Annotated in this window: 17 protein-coding genes and 1 pseudogene; 7 read left to right on the plus strand and 11 right to left on the minus strand. The window is 64.7% G+C overall.

Annotated features, from left to right (window positions below; all coding sequences use genetic code 11):
- Positions 1-27: 27 nt before the first annotated feature.
- Positions 28-924 (minus strand): rhodanese-related sulfurtransferase, encoded by an 897-nt coding sequence (locus tag OCL88_RS16060; protein WP_062097855.1) that lies wholly within the window; start codon positions 922-924, stop codon positions 28-30.
- A gap of 116 nt (positions 925-1040) precedes the next feature.
- On the opposite strand from OCL88_RS16060, the gene OCL88_RS16065 reads away from it, so the two are divergent.
- Both OCL88_RS16065 and OCL88_RS16070 read left to right on the plus strand, forming a co-directional pair.
- On the plus strand, positions 1041-1736 hold the full coding sequence (locus tag OCL88_RS16065; RefSeq protein WP_021473813.1) for a GNAT family N-acetyltransferase: 696 nt from the start codon (positions 1041-1043) through the stop codon (positions 1734-1736).
- 12 nt (positions 1737-1748) lie between these two features.
- Positions 1749-4088 carry a DEAD/DEAH box helicase gene (locus OCL88_RS16070; protein WP_021473812.1) on the plus strand — a complete coding sequence of 780 codons (2340 nt, stop codon included), beginning with the start codon at positions 1749-1751 and terminating at the stop codon, positions 4086-4088.
- A 70-nt stretch (positions 4089-4158) separates the two neighbouring features.
- Here the strand turns inward: OCL88_RS16070 and OCL88_RS16075 are convergent, their stop codons facing one another.
- From OCL88_RS16075 to ssd, 7 genes and pseudogenes are all read right to left on the minus strand, one after another.
- Positions 4159-4545: an Rv3654c family TadE-like protein gene (locus OCL88_RS16075; protein ID WP_264963141.1), complete on the minus strand. Its 387-nt coding sequence runs from the start codon at positions 4543-4545 to the stop codon at positions 4159-4161.
- Positions 4546-4559: 14 nt separating this feature from the next.
- Entirely contained in the window at positions 4560-4952 is a 393-nt protein-coding gene (locus OCL88_RS16080; protein ID WP_031216942.1) for a TadE family type IV pilus minor pilin, read from the minus strand.
- A pseudogene (locus tag OCL88_RS21310) lies at positions 4949-5107 on the minus strand (DUF4244 domain-containing protein); the annotation flags it as partial. The gene OCL88_RS16080 and the pseudogene OCL88_RS21310, both read right to left, overlap by 4 nt.
- 498 nt (positions 5108-5605) lie before the next feature.
- Positions 5606-6235, minus strand: a complete 630-nt coding sequence (locus tag OCL88_RS16090) for a type II secretion system F family protein (RefSeq protein WP_031216940.1) — start codon at positions 6233-6235, stop codon at positions 5606-5608.
- On the minus strand, positions 6235-7152 hold the full coding sequence (locus OCL88_RS16095) for a hypothetical protein (protein ID WP_319951665.1): 918 nt from the start codon (positions 7150-7152) through the stop codon (positions 6235-6237). The genes OCL88_RS16090 and OCL88_RS16095 overlap by 1 nt, the downstream gene beginning before the upstream one ends.
- Positions 7149-8336 (minus strand): TadA family conjugal transfer-associated ATPase, encoded by a 1188-nt coding sequence (locus OCL88_RS16100; protein WP_264963142.1) that lies wholly within the window; start codon positions 8334-8336, stop codon positions 7149-7151. The genes OCL88_RS16095 and OCL88_RS16100 overlap by 4 nt, the downstream gene beginning before the upstream one ends.
- Positions 8333-9439 (minus strand): septum site-determining protein Ssd, encoded by a 1107-nt coding sequence (gene ssd / locus OCL88_RS16105; protein ID WP_192551566.1) that lies wholly within the window; start codon positions 9437-9439, stop codon positions 8333-8335. The genes OCL88_RS16100 and ssd overlap by 4 nt, the downstream gene beginning before the upstream one ends.
- A gap of 157 nt (positions 9440-9596) precedes the next feature.
- Between ssd and OCL88_RS16110 the strand changes: the two genes are divergently transcribed.
- The 3 genes from OCL88_RS16110 (at position 9597) to OCL88_RS16120 (ending at position 12572) form a co-directional block, all read left to right on the plus strand.
- Complete coding sequence (locus OCL88_RS16110; protein WP_264963143.1) at positions 9597-11279, plus strand: bifunctional 3'-5' exonuclease/DNA polymerase; 1683 nt, start codon at positions 9597-9599, stop codon at positions 11277-11279.
- A 44-nt stretch (positions 11280-11323) separates the two neighbouring features.
- Positions 11324-12220 carry a CHAD domain-containing protein gene (locus OCL88_RS16115; RefSeq protein WP_264963144.1) on the plus strand — a complete coding sequence of 299 codons (897 nt, stop codon included), beginning with the start codon at positions 11324-11326 and terminating at the stop codon, positions 12218-12220.
- A gap of 151 nt (positions 12221-12371) precedes the next feature.
- Complete coding sequence (locus OCL88_RS16120) at positions 12372-12572, plus strand: YegP family protein (protein WP_021473802.1); 201 nt, start codon at positions 12372-12374, stop codon at positions 12570-12572.
- Positions 12573-12610: 38 nt separating this feature from the next.
- Here the strand turns inward: OCL88_RS16120 and OCL88_RS16125 are convergent, their stop codons facing one another.
- The 3 genes from OCL88_RS16125 to OCL88_RS16135 are packed head-to-tail and all read right to left on the minus strand — an operon-like array spanning position 12611 to position 15485.
- Positions 12611-13288 carry an NUDIX hydrolase gene (locus tag OCL88_RS16125; protein ID WP_062097869.1) on the minus strand — a complete coding sequence of 226 codons (678 nt, stop codon included), beginning with the start codon at positions 13286-13288 and terminating at the stop codon, positions 12611-12613.
- Positions 13275-14078, minus strand: coding sequence for an endonuclease III (gene nth, locus OCL88_RS16130; protein WP_021473800.1), 804 nt, complete (start codon positions 14076-14078; stop codon positions 13275-13277). The genes OCL88_RS16125 and nth overlap by 14 nt, the downstream gene beginning before the upstream one ends.
- A 9-nt stretch (positions 14079-14087) precedes the next feature.
- The gene (locus OCL88_RS16135; RefSeq protein ID WP_264963145.1) at positions 14088-15485 is read right to left on the minus strand and encodes a hypothetical protein; all 1398 of its coding nucleotides are present in this window, start codon (positions 15483-15485) and stop codon (positions 14088-14090) included.
- Between the two features lie 467 nt (positions 15486-15952).
- On the opposite strand from OCL88_RS16135, the gene acs reads away from it, so the two are divergent.
- Together acs and OCL88_RS16145 are read left to right on the plus strand one after the other, a co-directional pair.
- Positions 15953-17980: an acetate--CoA ligase gene (gene acs / locus OCL88_RS16140; RefSeq protein ID WP_264963146.1), complete on the plus strand. Its 2028-nt coding sequence runs from the start codon at positions 15953-15955 to the stop codon at positions 17978-17980.
- A gap of 146 nt (positions 17981-18126) precedes the next feature.
- The gene (locus OCL88_RS16145) at positions 18127-18921 is read left to right on the plus strand and encodes a DeoR/GlpR family DNA-binding transcription regulator (protein ID WP_264963147.1); all 795 of its coding nucleotides are present in this window, start codon (positions 18127-18129) and stop codon (positions 18919-18921) included.
- Positions 18922-18962: the final 41 nt, after the last annotated feature.

Below are 18962 nucleotides of genomic sequence, written 5' to 3' on the forward strand. Positions count from 1 at the left end.
CGCCTTTGGTTCGGCGCCCGACGGCGGTCAGGCGGCTTCGCAGCCGTCCGGACACCTCAAGGTTGCCGGATCCGAAGCGCAATCCGCGCAGTAAAGCGTCAACGTACGGCAGCTTGGGTTGGAGCAGTTCTCGAACTTGTTGGTGGGCGCCGAGCACCGGACACACGAGCCGATGGTCTTGGCGTCATCGCTGAACTCCACATGCATGCGCTTGTCGAAGACGTACAGCGAGCCTTCCCAAAGACCGTTGTCCTTGAAGGTCTCTCCATACCGGACGATTCCGCCGTCCAGTTGGTAAACCTCCTTGAATCCCCGGTTGACCATCAGGCTGGAGAGAACTTCGCAACGAATCCCGCCCGTGCAGTACGTGACCACGGGTTTGTCTTTGAGGTCGTCGTACTTCCCCGAGTCCAGTTCCTTGATGAAGTCGTGCGTCGTGGCGACGTCCGGGACCACCGCATCCTTGAACTTGCCGATTTGAGCCTCGAACGCGTTGCGTCCGTCAAAGAAAACAACGTCCTCGCCGTCGGCCTTCTTGCTGTCCAGCAGGGCGTGCAACTCCTCGGGCTGCAGGTGCTTGCCGCCACCCACAACGCCGTTCTCGTCCACCTTCAACTCGCCCGGTGCACCGAAGGAGACAATCTCATCGCGGACCTTGACGCTGAGCCGCGGGAAGTCGTCAGCGCCGCCGTCGGACCATTTGAAGTCGATATCGTGGAAACCCTTGTACTCACGCGTGGTTTTGACGTACTGCTTCATGTTGTTGAGCTCGCCGCCGACGGTTGCGTTGATGCCGTCCTTGGAGATCAGGATGCGGCCGGTAAGGCCCAGTTTTTCGCAGAGGGCGCGCTGCCATAGGCGCACTGCATCCGGGTCGGCGATCGGAGTAAAGCCGTAAAAAAGTACAATTCGGTTCAAAGCCACCGTTAAAGGTTACTTGGTGTATTAGAATCCCGCGGCGAAGTCACAATTTCATAAGCACCCGCTAGCGGGCAGAACCGGCTCTGTTGCTTCCCGGAGCGCTGGCATACTCTCTCTACATGAGTCCAGACGCCTTGGTTGAAGACATCGCACACCTCCTGGAAGTCTGGGTGGCCGGGTGGACCGGCTGCCGGGGCTACGAATCACGGCAAGAGGGCCGTTTTCCTGCCGCGCTGCGCGCCGACAAGACAGGTGACTGGGAGTACTTTGCCCATGACCCTTCCGACGAGGAATTCGCTGCACTGGCTGCGAAAACCGCAGAAGCAGAGACCCGGATCCTGACGATCCTGACCAACGACGTTCAACGGTACAAGTACCTTGCCGAACAACACGGACTCAACGTCAACTCCGCTTCCCAGACCATGATGATCGTGGACATGGAGACCCAGGATGCCGAAGATCCCTGGCTTCCCGACGATGATCTTGAACTGGCCACCAGCGAGTCCAATGGCGTGCACTATGCCGTGGTCCACTCCGGTGAGCAGGTGGCTGCGAGCGGCCGGGTCTACGTGGTGGACGGCACTGCGGTCTTCGACAAGATCGTGACGGAGCCCGCCTTCCAGCGGCGCGGTTTGGGAACTTTCATCATGAAGGCGCTGGCCGCCCAGGCTTTCTCGCACGACGTCGAGAACGGGCTGTTGCTGGCTTCGTTGGACGGGCAGAAGCTCTACTCCCACCTCGGTTGGGACGTGGTGTGCCACGTCCTCATGATGTCCGTGGGAAGCGCTGGAGGACCGGACCTTTCCGCGGAATGACAGAATGGGTTGGTGGCCGCACCATCCCTGATCTCCTTGCTGAGCCGGACAACCGATCCGGAGCAGCTCCGCCACGTCCACACCATCCCGGCGCGCAAAGCCGTCAACGAGCCGTGGCCCGAATGGGTGCATCCGGACATCGTTGCCGCCTACCAAGGCCTGGGAATCCAGGAACCATACCGGCACCAGGTGCAGGCAGCGGGTCTGGCCCACTCCGGCCAACACGTGGTCATCGCCACGGGCACTGCCTCCGGGAAGTCCCTCGCCTACCAACTGCCCGCTTTGGATGCGATCCACAGGTCCGAGCTCCGCGTCCTGTCCGAACCCGGCAAACTCCACGACGACGGCGCCGTGGCTTTGTATCTGTCCCCCACCAAGGCTTTGGCCGCCGATCAGCTCGCTGCCGTGCGCTCGTTGCGCTTGCCGACGGTCCGCGCAGAAACCTACGACGGCGACACCGACCAGTCGTCCCGGCGCTGGATCCGTGATCATGCCAACCTGATCCTCGCCAACCCCGACATGCTGCACTTCGGCATCCTGCCAAACCACGAGTGGTGGGCCAAGTTCTTCCGTAGGCTCCGCTACGTCATCGTGGACGAGGCCCACAGCTACCGCGGGGTGTTCGGTTCCCACGTCGCCAACTTGATGAGGCGGTTGCGGAGGGTCTGCGCTTATTACGGCGCAGGTACGTCCTTTCCCGAGCCCGTCTTCATCGCCGCATCCGCAACGGCGTCGGACCCCGGCGTGTCCTTCGGCAGGCTCATCGGAGCCCCCGCCCGGGAAATTTCGGAGGACTGCTCTCCGCACGGTTCCACAACGGTAGCCTTCTGGGAGCCGGCCCTGACCGAACTCAAGGGCGAGAACGGCGCCAAGCAGCGGCGCACGGCAGTGGCCGAAACCGCAGATATCCTGGCCAACCTTGTTTCGTCCCGCGTCCGTACCATCGCCTTCATCAAGTCCCGCCGCGGCGCTGAGTCCATCGCCTCGATCACTAAGCGGCTGTTGGACGAGGTGGACCCGAGCCTGCCTGGGCGGGTGGCGGCCTACCGTTCGGGCTATCTGCCGGAGGAACGCCGGGCCTTGGAGCAAGCGCTGCGGTCGGGTCAATTGTTGGGCGTCTCCAGCACCTCGGCACTGGAACTGGGAATCGACATCTCCGGCCTTGACGCCGTGCTCGTTGCAGGGTGGCCGGGCACCAGGGCATCGCTTTTCCAGCAGATCGGTCGCGCGGGACGCGCAGGGCAGGACGCCGTGGCTGCTTTCGTGGCCAGCGACGATCCCTTGGATACCTATCTGGTGAACCACCCCCAGGCCATCTTCGACGTATCGGTCGAAGCCACGGTCTTCGATCCCGGAAACCCCTACGTCCTTGGCCCCCATCTGTGTGCCGCCGCCGCGGAATTGCCCATCGGGCCGGCCGAACTTGATCTGTTCGGGCCCAGTGCCGAGGGACTCCTCGACCGGCTGGTCATGCAGGGCTACCTCAGGAAGCGCCCTGCCGGTTGGTTCTGGACGCATTCGGAAAGTGCCGCCGGAATGGTCAACCTCCGGGCCGACGGTGGCGGCCCCGTGAGCATCGTGGATGCCGAAACCGGCTCCCTCCTGGGCACCATGGATTCCCCACAGACGCACTACCAGGCCCACACCGGCGCGATCTATGTCCATCAAGGCGAAAGCTACCTCGTGGAGGAGCTCAACGAGGGCGATCATTGCGTCATGGTCCGGCGGGTGAACCCCGATTTCTACACGACGGCAAGGGACGTCACCCAGATCGAGGTGCTGGATACGAACCGGTCCGTCCAATGGGGCGATGTCACCGCACACTTCGGGGACGTCAAAGTGACCACGCAAGTGGTGTCCTTCCAACGCAAGGCCTTGATCTCCAACGAAATCCTCGGTGAAGAACCGTTGGACCTTGGAGCCAGGGAACTCTTCACCAAGGCCGTGTGGTTTGTTGTCGAAAACCGGTCCCTGAACAATGCCGGCCTGGTTGAAGCCCAGTTCCCGGGAGCCTTGCACGCCGCGGAACATGCTGCGATCGGGCTGCTGCCATTGGTCGCGTCCAGTGATCGATGGGACATTGGAGGCGTCTCCACGGCACTGCATGCTGACACCGGACTCCCCACCATCTTCGTCTACGACGGGCACCCCGGAGGAGCCGGCTTTGCGGAGCGCGGCTTCGAGAAGGCCAAAACCTGGCTCAGCGCCACACGGGATGCCATTGCCGCCTGCGAGTGCGACGCCGGCTGCCCGTCCTGCGTGCAGTCCCCCAAATGCGGGAACAAGAACAACCCGCTGGACAAGGCAGCCGCCATCACACTTCTGGATGTCCTGCTGAAGCAAGCCGTCTGATCCGGTGCTCCCGTGCCCGTCCTACCCGCGCCGCAGTCCTACCCGCGCCAGAGCCGCAGCCCCGCAGACGCTAGGGCGGCGGTCCGGCCCGCGCCCGTCCAGTGGCTGGACCTAAGAGGAACGGTTGCAGCAGCTCCGTACTGACCTCGACGATCCCTTCCCCCAATGTCCTACAACGAGTAGTACGGGCACCGTGCTCCGCCGCGACAGCCGATGCGACGGAACACGGTTCTCCGCTGGTCAGCCCGCGAGCGGCATCGGCGGCCGCAAGAGCCGACAGGTCCGCAGCTGTTGCCGCCCGTGAAGCCATGACGCCGGCCTGGGCCAACAGCAGCAGTCCCACCAGCAGCGCGCCCAGGACTGCGACGAGGCCAAGGGACAAGATTGTTCCGGATCCGCGCTCAGCGAGGAACGCTTCAAAACATTTCTCCGAACCCGTACCTGCCCTTCGCGTCATTCCGGAGGTACTTCTCACTTTCCCGGTACCTCTTGGCGAGCTAAGGCCGTAGCAGTCAGATCCCACGGAATCAGTGGGCCGACCGCTCCCCCTGCCCGGGCGGTGGCGGTAACAGAAAACCAGTCACCGTCGCTTCCCACGTGCACGCTTGCTTCCTCTCCACCGATGCGCTGGACGATCCCTTGCACCTCCCCCTCGGTTTCTCCTCGGGCCAGGGCCCGAGCGCCGGCACGCGCAGCTTCCTCCAGACGCAGCTGGGTGATACCTGCTGCACCCGCGGCCAGCAGAAAGGCCAACAGCAGGATCACCGCGGGCAAGGTCACCGCCAACTCGGCCGTCACGGCCCCGGATTCCCTGCCGTCCACGTCATCCTTGCCGGCCAACCGGGCCCGGAGGTGTTGCCTCATGGCAAAGAGAGCGCGGTTCGAATCAGGTTGAGCAGGAACCCACGAACTTCATCGCTGCGCAGGAGCACCACCAGCAGCCCGGCGAGTCCAACGGCAGCGAGGGTAGCGATGGCGTATTCGGCCGTAGCCATCCCCGCTTCACCGGCCATGACCCGCCTGAGCATCCTGCTGACCGGGGAACGTCCGGACGGTGACGTTCCCGCCGATGACGTTCCAGCCGGTGACGTTCCGATCCGTGAAGTTCCGGCCGGTGGCGCCACCTGCAGGGAAGGCACGCTTTCCGGGATGTGCTGCGCTTGCGGGATGTGCGGCGCTTGCGAGGCGGGGGACGGGCTGGCGCCGGTCGTCTGTGCCGACGGCCGACGAGCTTCCCCGGCTGCCTGCGGCAGGGGCTGCCGACGTGCCTCCCCCGCTGCCTGCGAATTCCTGGCACCTCGTCTGGCCGCAAAGGCCCCTAAGACAAAACGGCCCTGACGCCGATGCGTTCGACGAGCTGGCGAAGAGCTGGTGATGATGGTCAAGACATTCCTCTCGTAGATCCGGAAGATTCCGGTAAGACGACTCTTCCGGTCCGCGGATTACCTTTGAAGATCCCGGTTCGTCCAAGTGGAAAACCCGCTGCTTGCACCTTCTGTGGAGGAGCAGTGTGAGCCTCAACCCGGGGGAAGCATGGCGATGAGGACGGGCACCACCCCGAGGCAAATGAAGGCCGGCAGCGAGCACAGGCCAAGGGGAATAACGAGTTTGACCCCCAAGGCGGCCGCGCGTTTCTCTGCAGCACGGAACTGTTCACGGCGTTCCCGGGCGGCCTGGGCATACAGGATCGATGCCGAGGGCGCACCGGTAAGTGCTGCGAAAGCCAACGCGTCACGTATGCGGGCCACTTCGGGAGGTTGACGGCCAGGTGTACTCCACGCTGTTTCCCAGTCCGTTCCCAAGAACAACGCGGCCACCACAGGCCTCAGGGAATCGCGAACAGGAGTGGTGGCACTCCGTGCAATGAGTTCCAAGGCCCGCCCGATTCCTGCCCCGGAGTCCAGCATCGAGGCCATCAGCTCGAGCATCATCGCGGGATCGCGCAAACCGTCCGCTGCGCTCTCGTGAAGCGGCGCGGCATGACCCACGGAAATTTCAAAGTTCCTGGTGTGCGGCGTTGCCGGATGCCCGGCGCCGGTGAGACTCAGTCGTCTGCGGAACTCCGCACGCGGCCGTCTACGTTTCCCGAAGCCCACCATGACTGCAAGAAGCAAGGCCGCAAGCACCAACAGGGACATACCGGACATCAATCAGCCCCCGCCGCCGCAACCAGTCGCGCCGACCACAGGCGGCCTGCCATGGTCAGCACCAGCCCCAGGACGAACGTCGCCGTGCCCATGACGTTACCCAGCAGGGTCCCCACGGGATCCACTCCCAGGGCCATCCCGAGCAACAGCCCAAAGACGGGGAGCCAGGACAGGAGCCGGACGGTTGCCTTGGGTCCCGCCAAGGCAGTCTGCCGGGCAGCTTCGGCGTCCTCTTCCGCTTCCAACTGGGCAGCAAAGCGCGCCAATAGCCCGGCGAGCGGACACCCGCTGATCTCCGCGATGTCGAGGCACGCAGCCAACTCAACCCAAACCCGCCGTTCCTTGCTACCGCGCACGGGATACACCCGGGCACACGCGCTCCTAATTGCTTGGGCCGGGGAACTGCCCACTGCTGCTACTGCACGGGCCGCGGCCAGTATCTCCAAAGATTCACCGGAGACAACGGATACAGCGCCATGCCTTCCATCACGGGAGGACCTGCGCCCAGGTACTCCCGTGCCACGGGGCATCGATGTATGCACACGCCACAGCTCGTCCCACATCTGCAGGGGCGCCCGTCCGCCACGGAGAAGGGCAGCGAGCTGCTGCACCAGGACCACCATGGACACTGACGGGGTTCGTTCGGCAGCGGCGCCCCTAAAACGGCCGGACAGTCGTGCACGCTGCGCCCGCCCGGTTACGGGCACGCCCGTCGCGGGCAACCGGAGCCGGGCACCAAAACGTTCCGGAGCAGCGAAACCTTGCTGGGCGTCTACACGCTGCCCAGCACCCGGCCCGGGTGGCGTTCCATCGCCAGGGTCAAGACGGCGTCGTATCCGCCGTGTGGCTGCATAAGCTCCCCGGAAGTGGAGAAGCACAGCAACAGTGGCGAATACGACGACGAACGCGGTACTCATGCATCAGCGCCGATGGCCAAGCGTGCTGCCAGCAGCGGCCAGCCCGGGCCGCGTGCCAGGCCGCTGTCCGTCATCGTCAGTGCCGGCACCACGATCAGGCTGACACCAGCGTCGTTCACGATGCCAAGGGATGCGACTCTTCGGCCCGTCTGCGAGCGCTCCACGTGGATCACCAGATCCAAGGCGCTGGCGACCTGCAACCGCACGGCCTCCGAGCTCAACCCTGCGAGCGCGCCCAATGCGATCAACCGTGCAGGGACCGCCTGGGCCGTATTGGCATGGATGGTCCCGCCCCCGCCCGTGTGCCCGGTGTTCAGCGCGGTCAGGAGTTCACGGACCTCCGCTCCCCTGCACTCGCCCACGATCAGCCGGTCCGGCCGCATCCGGAGAGCCTGCCGCACCAATTCACCAAGATCCAGCGCGCCGCCCCCTTCGAGGTTTCCATGCCTGGATTCAAGGGTCACCACGTGGGGGTGGACGGGGTTGAGTTCGGCTGCGTCTTCGATCAGGACAAGTCGTTCGGAGGGATCGCTGAGGCCCAGCAAGCTGGACAGAAGGGTGGTCTTCCCCGAGCCTGTGGAGCCGCTGACGAGGAAGCTGAGGCGGTGCCTGATGATCGCCCTGAGAACGTCCTCTATCTCTTCGCAAAACATTCCTCCTGCCCGCAATTCGGTAAGGGTGAATGTTTCTTCCCGCCGAATACGGATGGAGAGCAGGGTGCCTGCGGTGGAGATGGGCGCGAGCACTGCATGCACCCGGTAGCCACCGCTGAGGCGAACGTCCACGCAGGGTGAGCCGTCGTCCAGGCGACGCCCGCCGGCGGCCACCAATCGTGAGGCAAGTGACCGTACTTGGGCTTCTGTGTCGAACCTGACGGTCGAACGCTCCAAACCGCCGCCCCTGTCCAACCAGACGGAGTCCGGCGCGTTGACGAAGATGTCGGTGACCGCTGGATCGCGGACCAGGGGCTGCAGCGGACCCAGGCCATTGAGTTCGGCGTTGATCGTCTCGGCCGCTTCCAAAGCCCCTGCTGTGCCAAGGAGCTTGCCGCTGGCTTGGACAGCTGCTGCCACGGTGGAAGGGGTGACGGGGCCGCGTCCTGCCAGCACCGACTCCCGAACTGTCTCGAGAAGGACCGCGTCAAGACGTCGCTGTTCCCGTCCGCGGTTGTCCCTTCGGTTCACCGGTCGCCACCGTTCAATCCAAGTGCCGCCTCGGCAAACCGCCTGACAGGCCGGCGCCGTCCAAGTTCCAGGAGGCGTCCCTGCTCCGTCCCGGCCCCTACTCCGCGGAGGTCCGGTACCACTCCTGCCAGCGGAATTCCCAGGGCATCGGCCACAAGGTGAGGGTCTGTTGGGTCCGATCCAGCGGCGCGGACAAGCAGCCCTGTGTCGGTGGGTGGCACCTCGTTGAGGACCCTCGCGGTTGCGACGGCGGATTTCAGGTGCGTTGTGGTCAGCAGCAGTATCCGGTCACAGTCCCAGGCAAACGCCTGCAATCCTTCCTGGTTCCGGGCAATGTCAATGACAGTCAGTTCGAATGCACGGCGGGCCGCATCGAGAACGGCAGATGCGGAGGCCGGATCGGTGCTTTCGAACGGCTCGCGCGTTCCGGGCCAGGACAAAAATGCGAAGCCTCCAGCCGTGGGCAGGGAGTCCCTGAACTGGCCGGGATCGATGCTGCCCCTTGTCGCGGCGAAGTCCGGCCACCTCAGTCCAGGCAGGGACTGGTCACTGACAGCCAGTTCCACCCCGCCTCCCCACGGGTCCCCGTCCACCAAGAGGGTAGCGATGCCATGGTTGGCCGCGGCATGGGCCAACCAGATGGCTGCAGTCGTGGCGCCGGATCCTCCCCTCCCACCGACCACCCCCACCATGGTTCCACCGGGCTCCGGGGCGCTGGCCAGGCTCAGGTGCTCGGCAAGCCATGCTGCGGCCTCCGGCAGCGCCGCAACACGCTCTGCTCCCAGGACCGCTGCCAGTCTCCACAATTCGTCGGCTTCGGCGGACCGGCCCAAGAGGACTGCAGGGGCTCGCCTGCGCGGCGGCGTCTCCCTGACGTCACTGCCCACGATCAGGACATCGGCCGTATCCCATCCCGAAAGTGCCTCTTCCACCCGTTCGACTGTGCGCAGCCTCCCGCCGGATGCCGCCACGATGCGCACGGCTTCATCCTGCAGGTATGGGTCGGCTGAAACGAGCAGGATGTCAGCAGCGGCAGGCGGTATCCAGGGGTCCCCTGTGGCTTCACTGTGTGGTGGTCGTGGCCGTTGTTGTCTTCTGCCCATGGAAGCCAGCCTCGCCTGTGCCTGGGCCGGGAAGTAAGGCTCAACCGGGCGTATGTGGACAAGCCCGGGACCCCGAGGCTGTGGAGGAACAGTCACCCGGGCTTTACAGGCCCTGCCCCGTACAACGCGTCCCGCGCCGCAAGGCAGAATGGACTCCATGTATTTGTTGCTCGCCGCCCACCAGGACGGCGCAGCTATTCAGAGGATTTCCCCTTCCGGAAAGCCCACATCCGATGCGCGCCCCGTCACCAAAAGTGAGCTGCCCGGCGTCGTACGTGAACTGGAACTGCAGCGGCCCCGCTGGGTGTGGAGCCGCGCCCAGGATTGGTACCCCGAACTGCTGGCCCGGGGTGTTGAACTGGAGCGTTGCCATGACTTGGCGCTGTGCGGATCAATCCTCGCCAATTCCGCCCTGACCGCCCACACGGAGTACGCGAAGAACGCTGAAAAGCTCGTCCAGGATGACGACACAACCCCTGCCAGGGCCCTGCAACCGCCGCCCCCGCCAAGTACGCAAGGGGCCCTCTTCGAGGACATCAAACCCGTTGTGGCGGGCGTGGTTGAGTTGCGGAACGAGTTCGCCGCCCAGCAGGCAGCCCTAGCCGATGTCGATGATGCTGATCTATTCAAGCGGCTGCAGCTGCTCCTCGCCGCAGAATCGGCAGGCGCGATCATCGCCGTCGAAATGCAGCACGCCGGCGTTCCATGGCGCGAGGAACTGCATGAGCAGATCCTTACCGAAGCCCTTGGCCCGCGGCCTCCGCTGGGCCACCGGCCACCCGCGCTTGAGGCGCTGTGCAACGAGCTACGGCACATGCTCAATTCGCCCGCGTTGAACCCGGATTCGCCCCAGGACCTCATGCGGGCCCTGCACCGCAACGGCATCGAGGTTAAAAGCACCCGCAAGTGGGAACTCCAGCAGTCCGGCCACCCCGCCATCCAACCGCTGCTGGCGTACAAGCAACTGTCCCGCCTCCACACCGCCAACGGCTGGACCTGGCTGGATACCTGGGTTCGCGACGGACGCTTCCATCCCGAGTACGTAGTTGGCGGCGTCGTCTCCGGCCGTTGGGCGTCGCGGGGCGGCGGAGCCCTGCAAATTCCCAGGAACATCCGGGCGGCCGTCCATGCAGAACCCGGACACAAGCTCATTGTCGCCGACGCGTCCCAGCTGGAACCGCGGGTTCTGGTGGCCCTGGCGCAGGACACGAAGATGGCAGAGGCCGCGCGGGACAAGGACCTGTATGCAGGTATCGCCGCGCAGGGGTTCGGCGGCGACCGCCAAAAAGCCAAGGTGGCGCTTCTGGGCGCAATATACGGAGCCACTACGGGTGAATCCGGCCGTTTGATGCCCCAGCTTGCCCGAACATATCCGCGGGCTGTCGGCTTCGTTGAACAGGCGGCGCGCGAAGGCGAGGCGGGGCGTACGGTGACCACCCGGCTGGGTCGCAGCAGTCCCGCGCCTTCCCTCGGCTGGTTGCGCAGCCAGCAGTCCACCACCGCCGAGGAACAGCGGCGGGCAGACACCATCGCACGCTCGCGTGGGCGCTTCACCCGAAACTTCGTTGTGCAAGGTTCCGCGGCTGAGTGGGCTGCCTGCTGGCTGGCGGAATTACGACGCCGGTTGCGAACCTTCAGGGCCGAAGGACGCCCTTCGGGTGAACTCGTCTTTTTCCTGCACGACGAGGTGATGGTCCATGCCTCGGACGATGCGGTGGAGGCGTGCGTGGAGGCTATCCGGGAAGCAGCCGATACCGCCAAGGAACTCATGTTCGGCCGGATTCCCGTGGAGTTCCCGGTGAGCATCGCCGTCGTCGACTCCTACGACAAAGCGAAGTAGCCCCGGCCTTGTAGCCCACCGCATCACGGATGGAAACTGGCTGCATGGCTTCGGAAGTCCGCGAATCCCTGGATGCCTACCTCGCCTTTCAGATCGCCGAGGTGCAGCGTTCCATGCCCCTCATTTCGGCGGCCGACCAGGAAGCTGTCCACAGCGCCCGCCTCGCCTTGCGGCGGCTGCGGTCCGGGATTTCCTGCTTTGGCCTCTTCCTGCCCCCTGCCCCGCCGGAGGCGCGCCACGGAATCAGGTGGCTTGCGACGTCCCTGGGTGAGGCGCGGGACCTGTTTGTCCTTGCCCAGCGCGTGAAGCTGTGGTTGGACGCCCCGGTGTCGTGGCGGTCGCCAGAGGTCCTCCACACCGCCGTCGAGGGTCTGGTGGAGCGGAGCAACAGCATCGCCCGTCAGGTTGCCGGCGATCTACGTGCCAGCATGGCGATAGCGGATTTTGCCGGCCTCCCGTCTCACGGAACGGGGCCGAATGGGCCCACCGACGGGCAAGCCATCGCCTGCCTGCACCGTCAGTGGGAGGTGATGCAGCAGCGAATCGCCGAAGCAGAGAAATCCCGCTCCGGCTCCGCACGAAATGAACTCCTCCACGACGCCCGGAAGGATGTGAAGAGACTCCGTTATGCCCTGGAGGCCGTTGCCGGGGCGCTCGGTCCCGGTTCCCTACTCATCCTTCAGCCGGCAGTTGCCCTCCAGCGGGTGCTCGGAGAACACCACGACGCCGTTGCGAGCCTGGCGTGGATGGACACCCTCGCCGTGGACCGGGGAATTGACGCATCGGACCTGGACCAGCTTCGCCACATGGAAGCCCGGCGCTTGGAAGAAGCAGAGAGGGAGTACAGCCGGACCCTGCTGGAAACACCTGTTCCCGCACCGGGAGCCGTGCTTTCATCTGACGGCGCAGTACCCGCCGTTCGGCTCCAGGACCAGTCATAAGACGCTTTGTGATGGACCGTGACCACCCCAGTGACGGGTACTCGGAAGTAACTTTAATTCCTCGCCGCTTCTGGATACGGTCTCTTGTGTGGCCTGCAACACAAGGTCACTCAACGTATGCAAAGACGCATTTTGACAAGGGGGATCAGCGATGGCTGGCAGATTCGTAATTGTGCGGGACAACGACGGCACGTACCGCTTCCGCCTTACGGCAGCGGACGGAACCGTGGTGGCGGAATCGCCCGCGTACAAGCACCTCAAGGGCGTCGTGGAAGGCATCCACGCGGTACGCGAAAACGCAGCAACGGGACTGATCGTGGACCGTTCAAGCACTGCCCGGGAGGCAGCCTGACATAGCCGTGGGACTGCCAGAGGCAGGGTTGGCAAGCGTCAGAGATCGACGTCGTAAAGCTTGCCTTCGTCCCAAGGCACGGTCCAGCCGAGCTCATCGAACAGCCCGCTGAGGACCATGCCCGTGAACCCCCAGACCAGGACGCCGTTCACCGTGAAACCAGGACTGGTGAAGGTGCGTCCCATGCGGCTGATGGTGGCCGTCACCCGGTTGGCGGGATCCAGCAAGTCTCGGACAGGAACGCGGAACACCTGCGCGGATTCGGCGTAATCCACTACACCCACCGGTGACGGGGAGTCCCACCAGGCCACAACGGGAGTGACCCGGAAGTTGCTGCGCGTGATGCCCAACTCCGGGATCACTCCCAGAACACGTACTCCCGCGACGTCCAGTCCGGTCTCCTCAACGGCTTCCCGGAGGGCGGCAGCAACCACCGATTCATCCTCGGGGTCCACACTGCCACCCGGGAAAGCCACTTGGCCTGGATGGTCGTCCAAGGTATGTGCCCGTTCCAAAAGGAGGACATCGAGGTCTGCCGGTGCAATGGGACGATCCGATTCGGCCGGGACATCGTCCAGCTTTCCAAAGAGCATCAACACCGCCGCAGGCCTGTTCGTCTCCGCGCTGACCGGCAGCTTGGCCCACTGCCCGGCGTGGCTTTGCCCGCCACCCTCGAAACGGGCAACCAGCGCTGATAAATCCTCAAACGCCGTCAACGGGCCTCCTCTGGGACTCCATCCGGATCTCGGCGGCCCGGTGTGTTTCTGCCAGCAACTGCTCCAGCAATGCTTCGTTGCCGGGCGCCAACTCGTATTTAAGCAGCTTCGCGGCTTTGACCGGATCTGTTTCGCCGTCACCGTAGCTAGGGCACAAGCTCGCCACCGGGCACGCCCCGCAAGCCGGTTTCTTCGCGTGGCAGATCCTCCGGCCGTGGAACACCACACGGTGGGACAACATGGTCCAATCGCGCGGCTCGAACAACTCTGCAACGTCGAACTCGACCTTGACCGGATCCTCCGATGCGGTCCACCCGAACCGCCTTGCCAGGCGGCCGAAGTGGGTATCCACCGTGATACCGGGGACTCCGAAGGCATTGCCCAGGACCACGTTGGCAGTCTTCCGGCCAACGCCGGGCAGGGTTACCAGATCCTCCAGGCGGCCGGGGACCTGCCCGTCGAACTCGTCCACCAGCCGGTTGCATAGGGCGAGGACGTTCCGGGCCTTGGCGCGGAAGAACCCCGTGGGTTGCAGGATGGTCTCAAGTTCGACGGGGTCTGCTTCCGCCATGGAACGGGCGTCCGGGTAGCGGGCAAACAGGATCTTGGTGACCTGGTTGACCAGGACATCGGTGGTTTGGGCAGAAAGGACCGTGGCCACCACAAGCTCAAAGGGGTTGCGGAAGTCCAGCTCGGCATGTGCGTACGGATACTTCTCCGCGAGCACCCTGTTGATCTTGCGTGCGCGGCGCTTGAGCGCGAGCGGGGAACCAGCGTCAGTGATGGCCACGGGGTCCTGCTAACCGCGTTCGATGTTGCTGAGCTCCCTGAGGACCCCAAGCTTGCCGTCGGTGTCCTGCACCAGGAACTCATGGCCGCGGTCCTCGAGAGCCAACACCCAACCACCGGGTTGAATGACGAACGCAGGAGCGCCGGTTTTCTGGTCATAGGCCGTTCGCGGCTGGGCTACGGCGAACCAGAAAGCCTCGTAGTGCGGCGCGTCCTGGGACTCGTCGGGTCGGCTCGCGGGATCCACTGTTGCGCCGATGGAGTCGCTGACGGTCCGGGTGTCGGACGACACGATCGGCGTCGCCATGGTCGCTGCCCATGGACGTTCATTGGATTGCTGCTGGGCGGCCGGCTGGCCGACCTGTTCGGCCGCAGCCTGTCGGGACGCTGTCTGCTGCGCAGCTGCTTCCTGGGTGGTTCCCGGCTGGCCGGCTTCATGTTGGGTGGCCGCCGGCTGGGCAGCTACAGGCTGGCCGGCTGCAGGCTGGGCGGTTCCCGGTTGGGCAGCTGCAGGCTGGTCCCCGCCTTGGGCTGCGGCGGCGGGAGTGCCGGCCGCGGTTCCGAGGGCTGCGGAGGAATTGCCGGGCTCCCGGGAGGCAGGTTCCTGCGCACCCTGCTGCGGGCCCCGTGCGGACTGGTCTGCGGTCCTCGGCGCGGCTTGCGTCGCCGGCGCAGAGTGGGTCACAGGCGTGTGAGCGGAAAGCTGCTGGTTCCCGGTCTGCTGCGGAACAGGGGCCTGCGCACCCGAAGCCGAGGCCGAACCGGTGAATCCGGGGACTGCCGGGCCAACACCGGACTTGCCGTCCTTGGGTACCTTCGGCGCCTTGGGCGCAGCCGGTTTGCGGGTGGGAACAGTGGCTTGCCGGGCCACGACGTGCGCCGGTGTTTCGGCACGGCCCTTGAAGTCGACCGAGAGGAAGGGAAGGTGCGGCCCAAGGACCGTGGCGGCAAGCAGGCCCACGGAGCCCACGAGGCCCAGCAAAACGCTGCCGTTAAAGGAGTCCGCGATCGTCAGGAAAAACAGGGGCAAGGCAAAGGCAGCCGTGACTGAGGCGAACTGGTCAATGGACAGGGAGCCGATGCGGATGTTGGTGCCGGGCTGAAGTCGACGTGCCACAAAAAGTGCGGCAACCACCAGCGGAAGGATGACCCCCAACAAGAGGAAGAACAGGTTGCCCAGGTTCCACAGGTTGTAGCGACCGCCAAACATGGGAAGCAGCGACGCAATGAACATCAACAGGACGGAACCAAAGACCGTCACATCCCTTACCGTGAACGGACCGGCGACGGCTTCAAACTTGCCGGCTGCCCCGGACGTGGTTGCCGTGCTGTCAGGTGTGGCCGTTCCAGCGTTGGTGTCCGTTCCCGAGGATTGCGAGTCGTGCGGGCCTGGTCTCAGCTGGTTCATCTAATCTCCTTCGTGCGGCGTCGTCCTGGGCAGTCCGGACCGGCTGTTCCGCGGCATTCCGCAGCACAGCCTGACACGCCTCTGGCGTCCCCAGGACTTATTCAGCCTATGCCACCCCACAGACACTGACCTAGCCAAAAACGGTCCTCCGGCTTCGCCCACAGCAAACTCAAAGGCTACTTACGGATAGACGCAGGAATGCGTGGCCCGCGACCGGCGAAACGAGTGCCGCCGTCGTCGTCATGCAAGCGGTTCCCAGCCACCCAGCGCGCCATTCGGCGCCAAATTCTTACCGCTCACTGACGCATTTGTGATGACGCACACGTAGGACCTCTCGAAAGGGATAGTGTTGATGGCGGACAGCGCTGCAGCCCCCGCCCAGGGCCAGTACGACGCCGGAACACGGCTTGTGCGGGACCCCGCGGACGGCGGTTGCGGCTTAGATCGCGATGAATGATGAGGTTCACATGTCCCAGGACACCACCGGATCAACGGCAACCGCAGCACCTTCGGCTGCCGGGGGCCAGGCCCGCCAGGATGCCCTTGAAAACCTGCTTCAGGAAAACCGTAAGTTTGCGCCGTCGGCGGAGTTCGCGGCGAACGCGGTGGTAACGGCTGATGAGTACGCAAAAGCTGACGCGGACCGGCCTGCGTTCTGGGCGAATCAGGCACGCGAGCTGCTGACGTGGAGCAAGGACTTCGATCAGGCGCTGGATTGGTCCAACCCCCCGTTTGCCAAGTGGTTCGTTGGCGGGGAGGTCAATGCCGCTTACAACGCCCTGGACCGGCACGTGGAGAATGGCCTGGGCGACCGGGTAGCGATCTACTTCGAGGGCGAACCGGGCGATGCCCGCACGTACACCTACGCGGAGCTCACCGAAGAGGTGAAGAAGGCCGCGAACGCTTTCGAGTCCCTGGGTGTTGCCAAGGGCGACCGGGTGGCCGTGTACCTGCCGATGATTCCCGAGGCCGTGATCACCATGCTTGCCTGCGCCCGGATCGGCGCGGTCCACTCCGTGGTGTTCGGAGGGTTCTCCGCTGATGCTTTGCGGTCCAGGATCGAGGACGCCGAAGCCAAGCTCGTGGTCACCGCCGACGGTACGTACCGCCGCGGCAAGCCCTCCCCGCTCAAGCCCGCCGTGGACGAAGCACTTTCCAAAGAGGGTCACACTGTCCAGAACGTCGTCGTGGTCAAGCGCAACGGCGAGAACGTCAACTGGGTGGAAGGCCGGGACCTCTGGTGGTCGGAAACTGTTGATAAGGCACCCAGTGAGCACACCGCCGTCGGGCACGATTCCGAGCACCCGCTGTTCATCCTCTACACCTCCGGCACCACCGGCAAGCCCAAGGGCATCCTGCACACTACCGGCGGCTACCTGACCCAGACCGCCTACACGCACAGGGCCGTGTTCGATCTGCACCCGGAAACGGACGTGTACTGGTGCACCGCCGACGTCGGCTGGGTCACCGGCCACTCCTACGTCACCTACGCCCCGCTCATCAACGGCGCAACCCAGGTCATGTACGAAGGCACCCCGGACTCCCCACACCAGGGCCGCTGGTGGGAAATCGCTGAAAAGTACAAGGTCTCCATCCTCTACACGGCCCCCACGGCCATCCGTACATTCATGAAGTGGGGACGCGAGATCCCTGCCAAGTACGATCTCTCCGCCATCCGGGTCCTGGGCTCCGTGGGCGAACCCATCAACCCCGAAGCCTGGATGTGGTACCGCGAGGTCATCGGCGGCAACGGCGGCAAGAAAGCCAATCCAGCCCCGATCGTGGACACCTGGTGGCAAACCGAAACCGGTGCCCAGATGATCGCCCCGCTTCCCGGGGTCACCTCCACCAAACCCGGCTCCGCCCAGGTCCCCCTGCCCGGCATCGCCGTGGACGTCGTGGACGAAAACGGCGCCTCGGTGGCCAACGGCGAGGGCGGCTACCTCGTGGTCCGCGAACCGTGGCCCTCCATGCTTCGCGGCATCTGGGGTGACCCGGAACGGTTCAAGGACACCTACTGGTCCCGGTTCGAAGCCATGTACTTCGCAGGGGACGGCGCCAAGAAGGACGAAGACGGCGACGTCTGGCTGCTGGGCCGCGTGGATGACGTCATGAACGTCTCCGGCCACCGACTCTCCACCACCGAAATCGAATCGGCCCTGGTCTCCCATCCCGCTGTGGCTGAAGCAGCCGTGGTCGGTGCCGCGGACGACACCACCGGACAAGCCGTCGTCGCGTTCGTCATCCTCCGCGGTGACGCCACCAACAAGGGAGACGAAACCGTCCTGGAGCTGCGCAACCACGTGGGCAAGGAAATCGGTCCCATCGCCAAGCCCAAGCAACTGCTCATCGTGCCGGAACTGCCCAAGACCCGCTCCGGCAAGATCGTCCGCCGCCTCCTCAAGGACATCGCAGAAGGCCGCGACACCGGAGACGCCACCACGCTGGCCGACCCCTCGATCATGAACCAGATCGCCGAGTCGCTGCGCAAGTAACGTCCCTTCCCTGCCGGGAACCACGGCGCCGCCCACCACACCAGGTGAGCGGCGCCGTCGTCGTTCTGTGCAGTCAGCCAACGGAATCCCGCCCTAGACTGTAGCCAGACGACTCCCTCCCTCGAGGTCCCCCAAGAAAGGCCCTGATGCTTCAGGCAGCACGCCACTCCGCCATCCTTGAAGCCGTGCAACGCGAACGCGTGGTGCGTGTCTCGGATCTGGCCCAGTTGTTGGGCGTATCCCCTATGACAGTCCGTCGGGACATCGAGGCCTTGGAAGAAACCGGGCGCGTTGAGCGCATCCATGGCGGGGCCAAGCTTCCCGGAGATGCGGGCACCCACGAACCCGGTTTTGAACTGAAGTCCACCCGGCTGATGGCCGAGAAGCATGCCATTGCCGTTGAGGCGGCCACACTGGTGCACGAGGGCATGGCCGTCGGACTCAGCGCGGGCACAACCACGTGGGCATTGGCCCAGGAGCTCGTCCATGGCCCGCGCATCACGGTGGTGACCAACTCTGTTCGGATCGCGGACCTGTTCCACCACGGCGCGTCGTCCGGCCCGGGACGGTTCGGCTCCACAGTGATTCTGATCGGTGGGGAGCGGACGCCTTCGGATGCCCTGGTAGGTCCGATCGCAACGTCATCGTTGAAGCAGCTGCATTTGGACGCGCTGTTCCTCGGCGTGCACGGCATGGATGCGCAAGCCGGCTTCACCACGCCCAACCTGCTTGAAGCCGAAACCAACCGGGCCTTCATGGCATCGGCCCGCAGCACCGTGGTCCTGGCCGACCACAGCAAATGGGGTGTTGTAGGCATCGCTTCCATAGCCGCCCTTGAGGAGGCCGACCAACTCATCACCGACTCCCTGCTCGGTGACGATGCCCGCAAGGTGCTGGCAGAAAATGTGGCCAAGCTAAGGATCGCCGGCGCACCCAACTAATACGAAAGTAGGGGTGGGTTAGGCTGCGGTGACCGGGGTGA

Source organism: Paenarthrobacter sp. PAE-2, assembly GCF_026013155.1.
GTDB classification, from domain to species: Bacteria; Actinomycetota; Actinomycetes; order Actinomycetales; family Micrococcaceae; genus Arthrobacter; species Arthrobacter ureafaciens.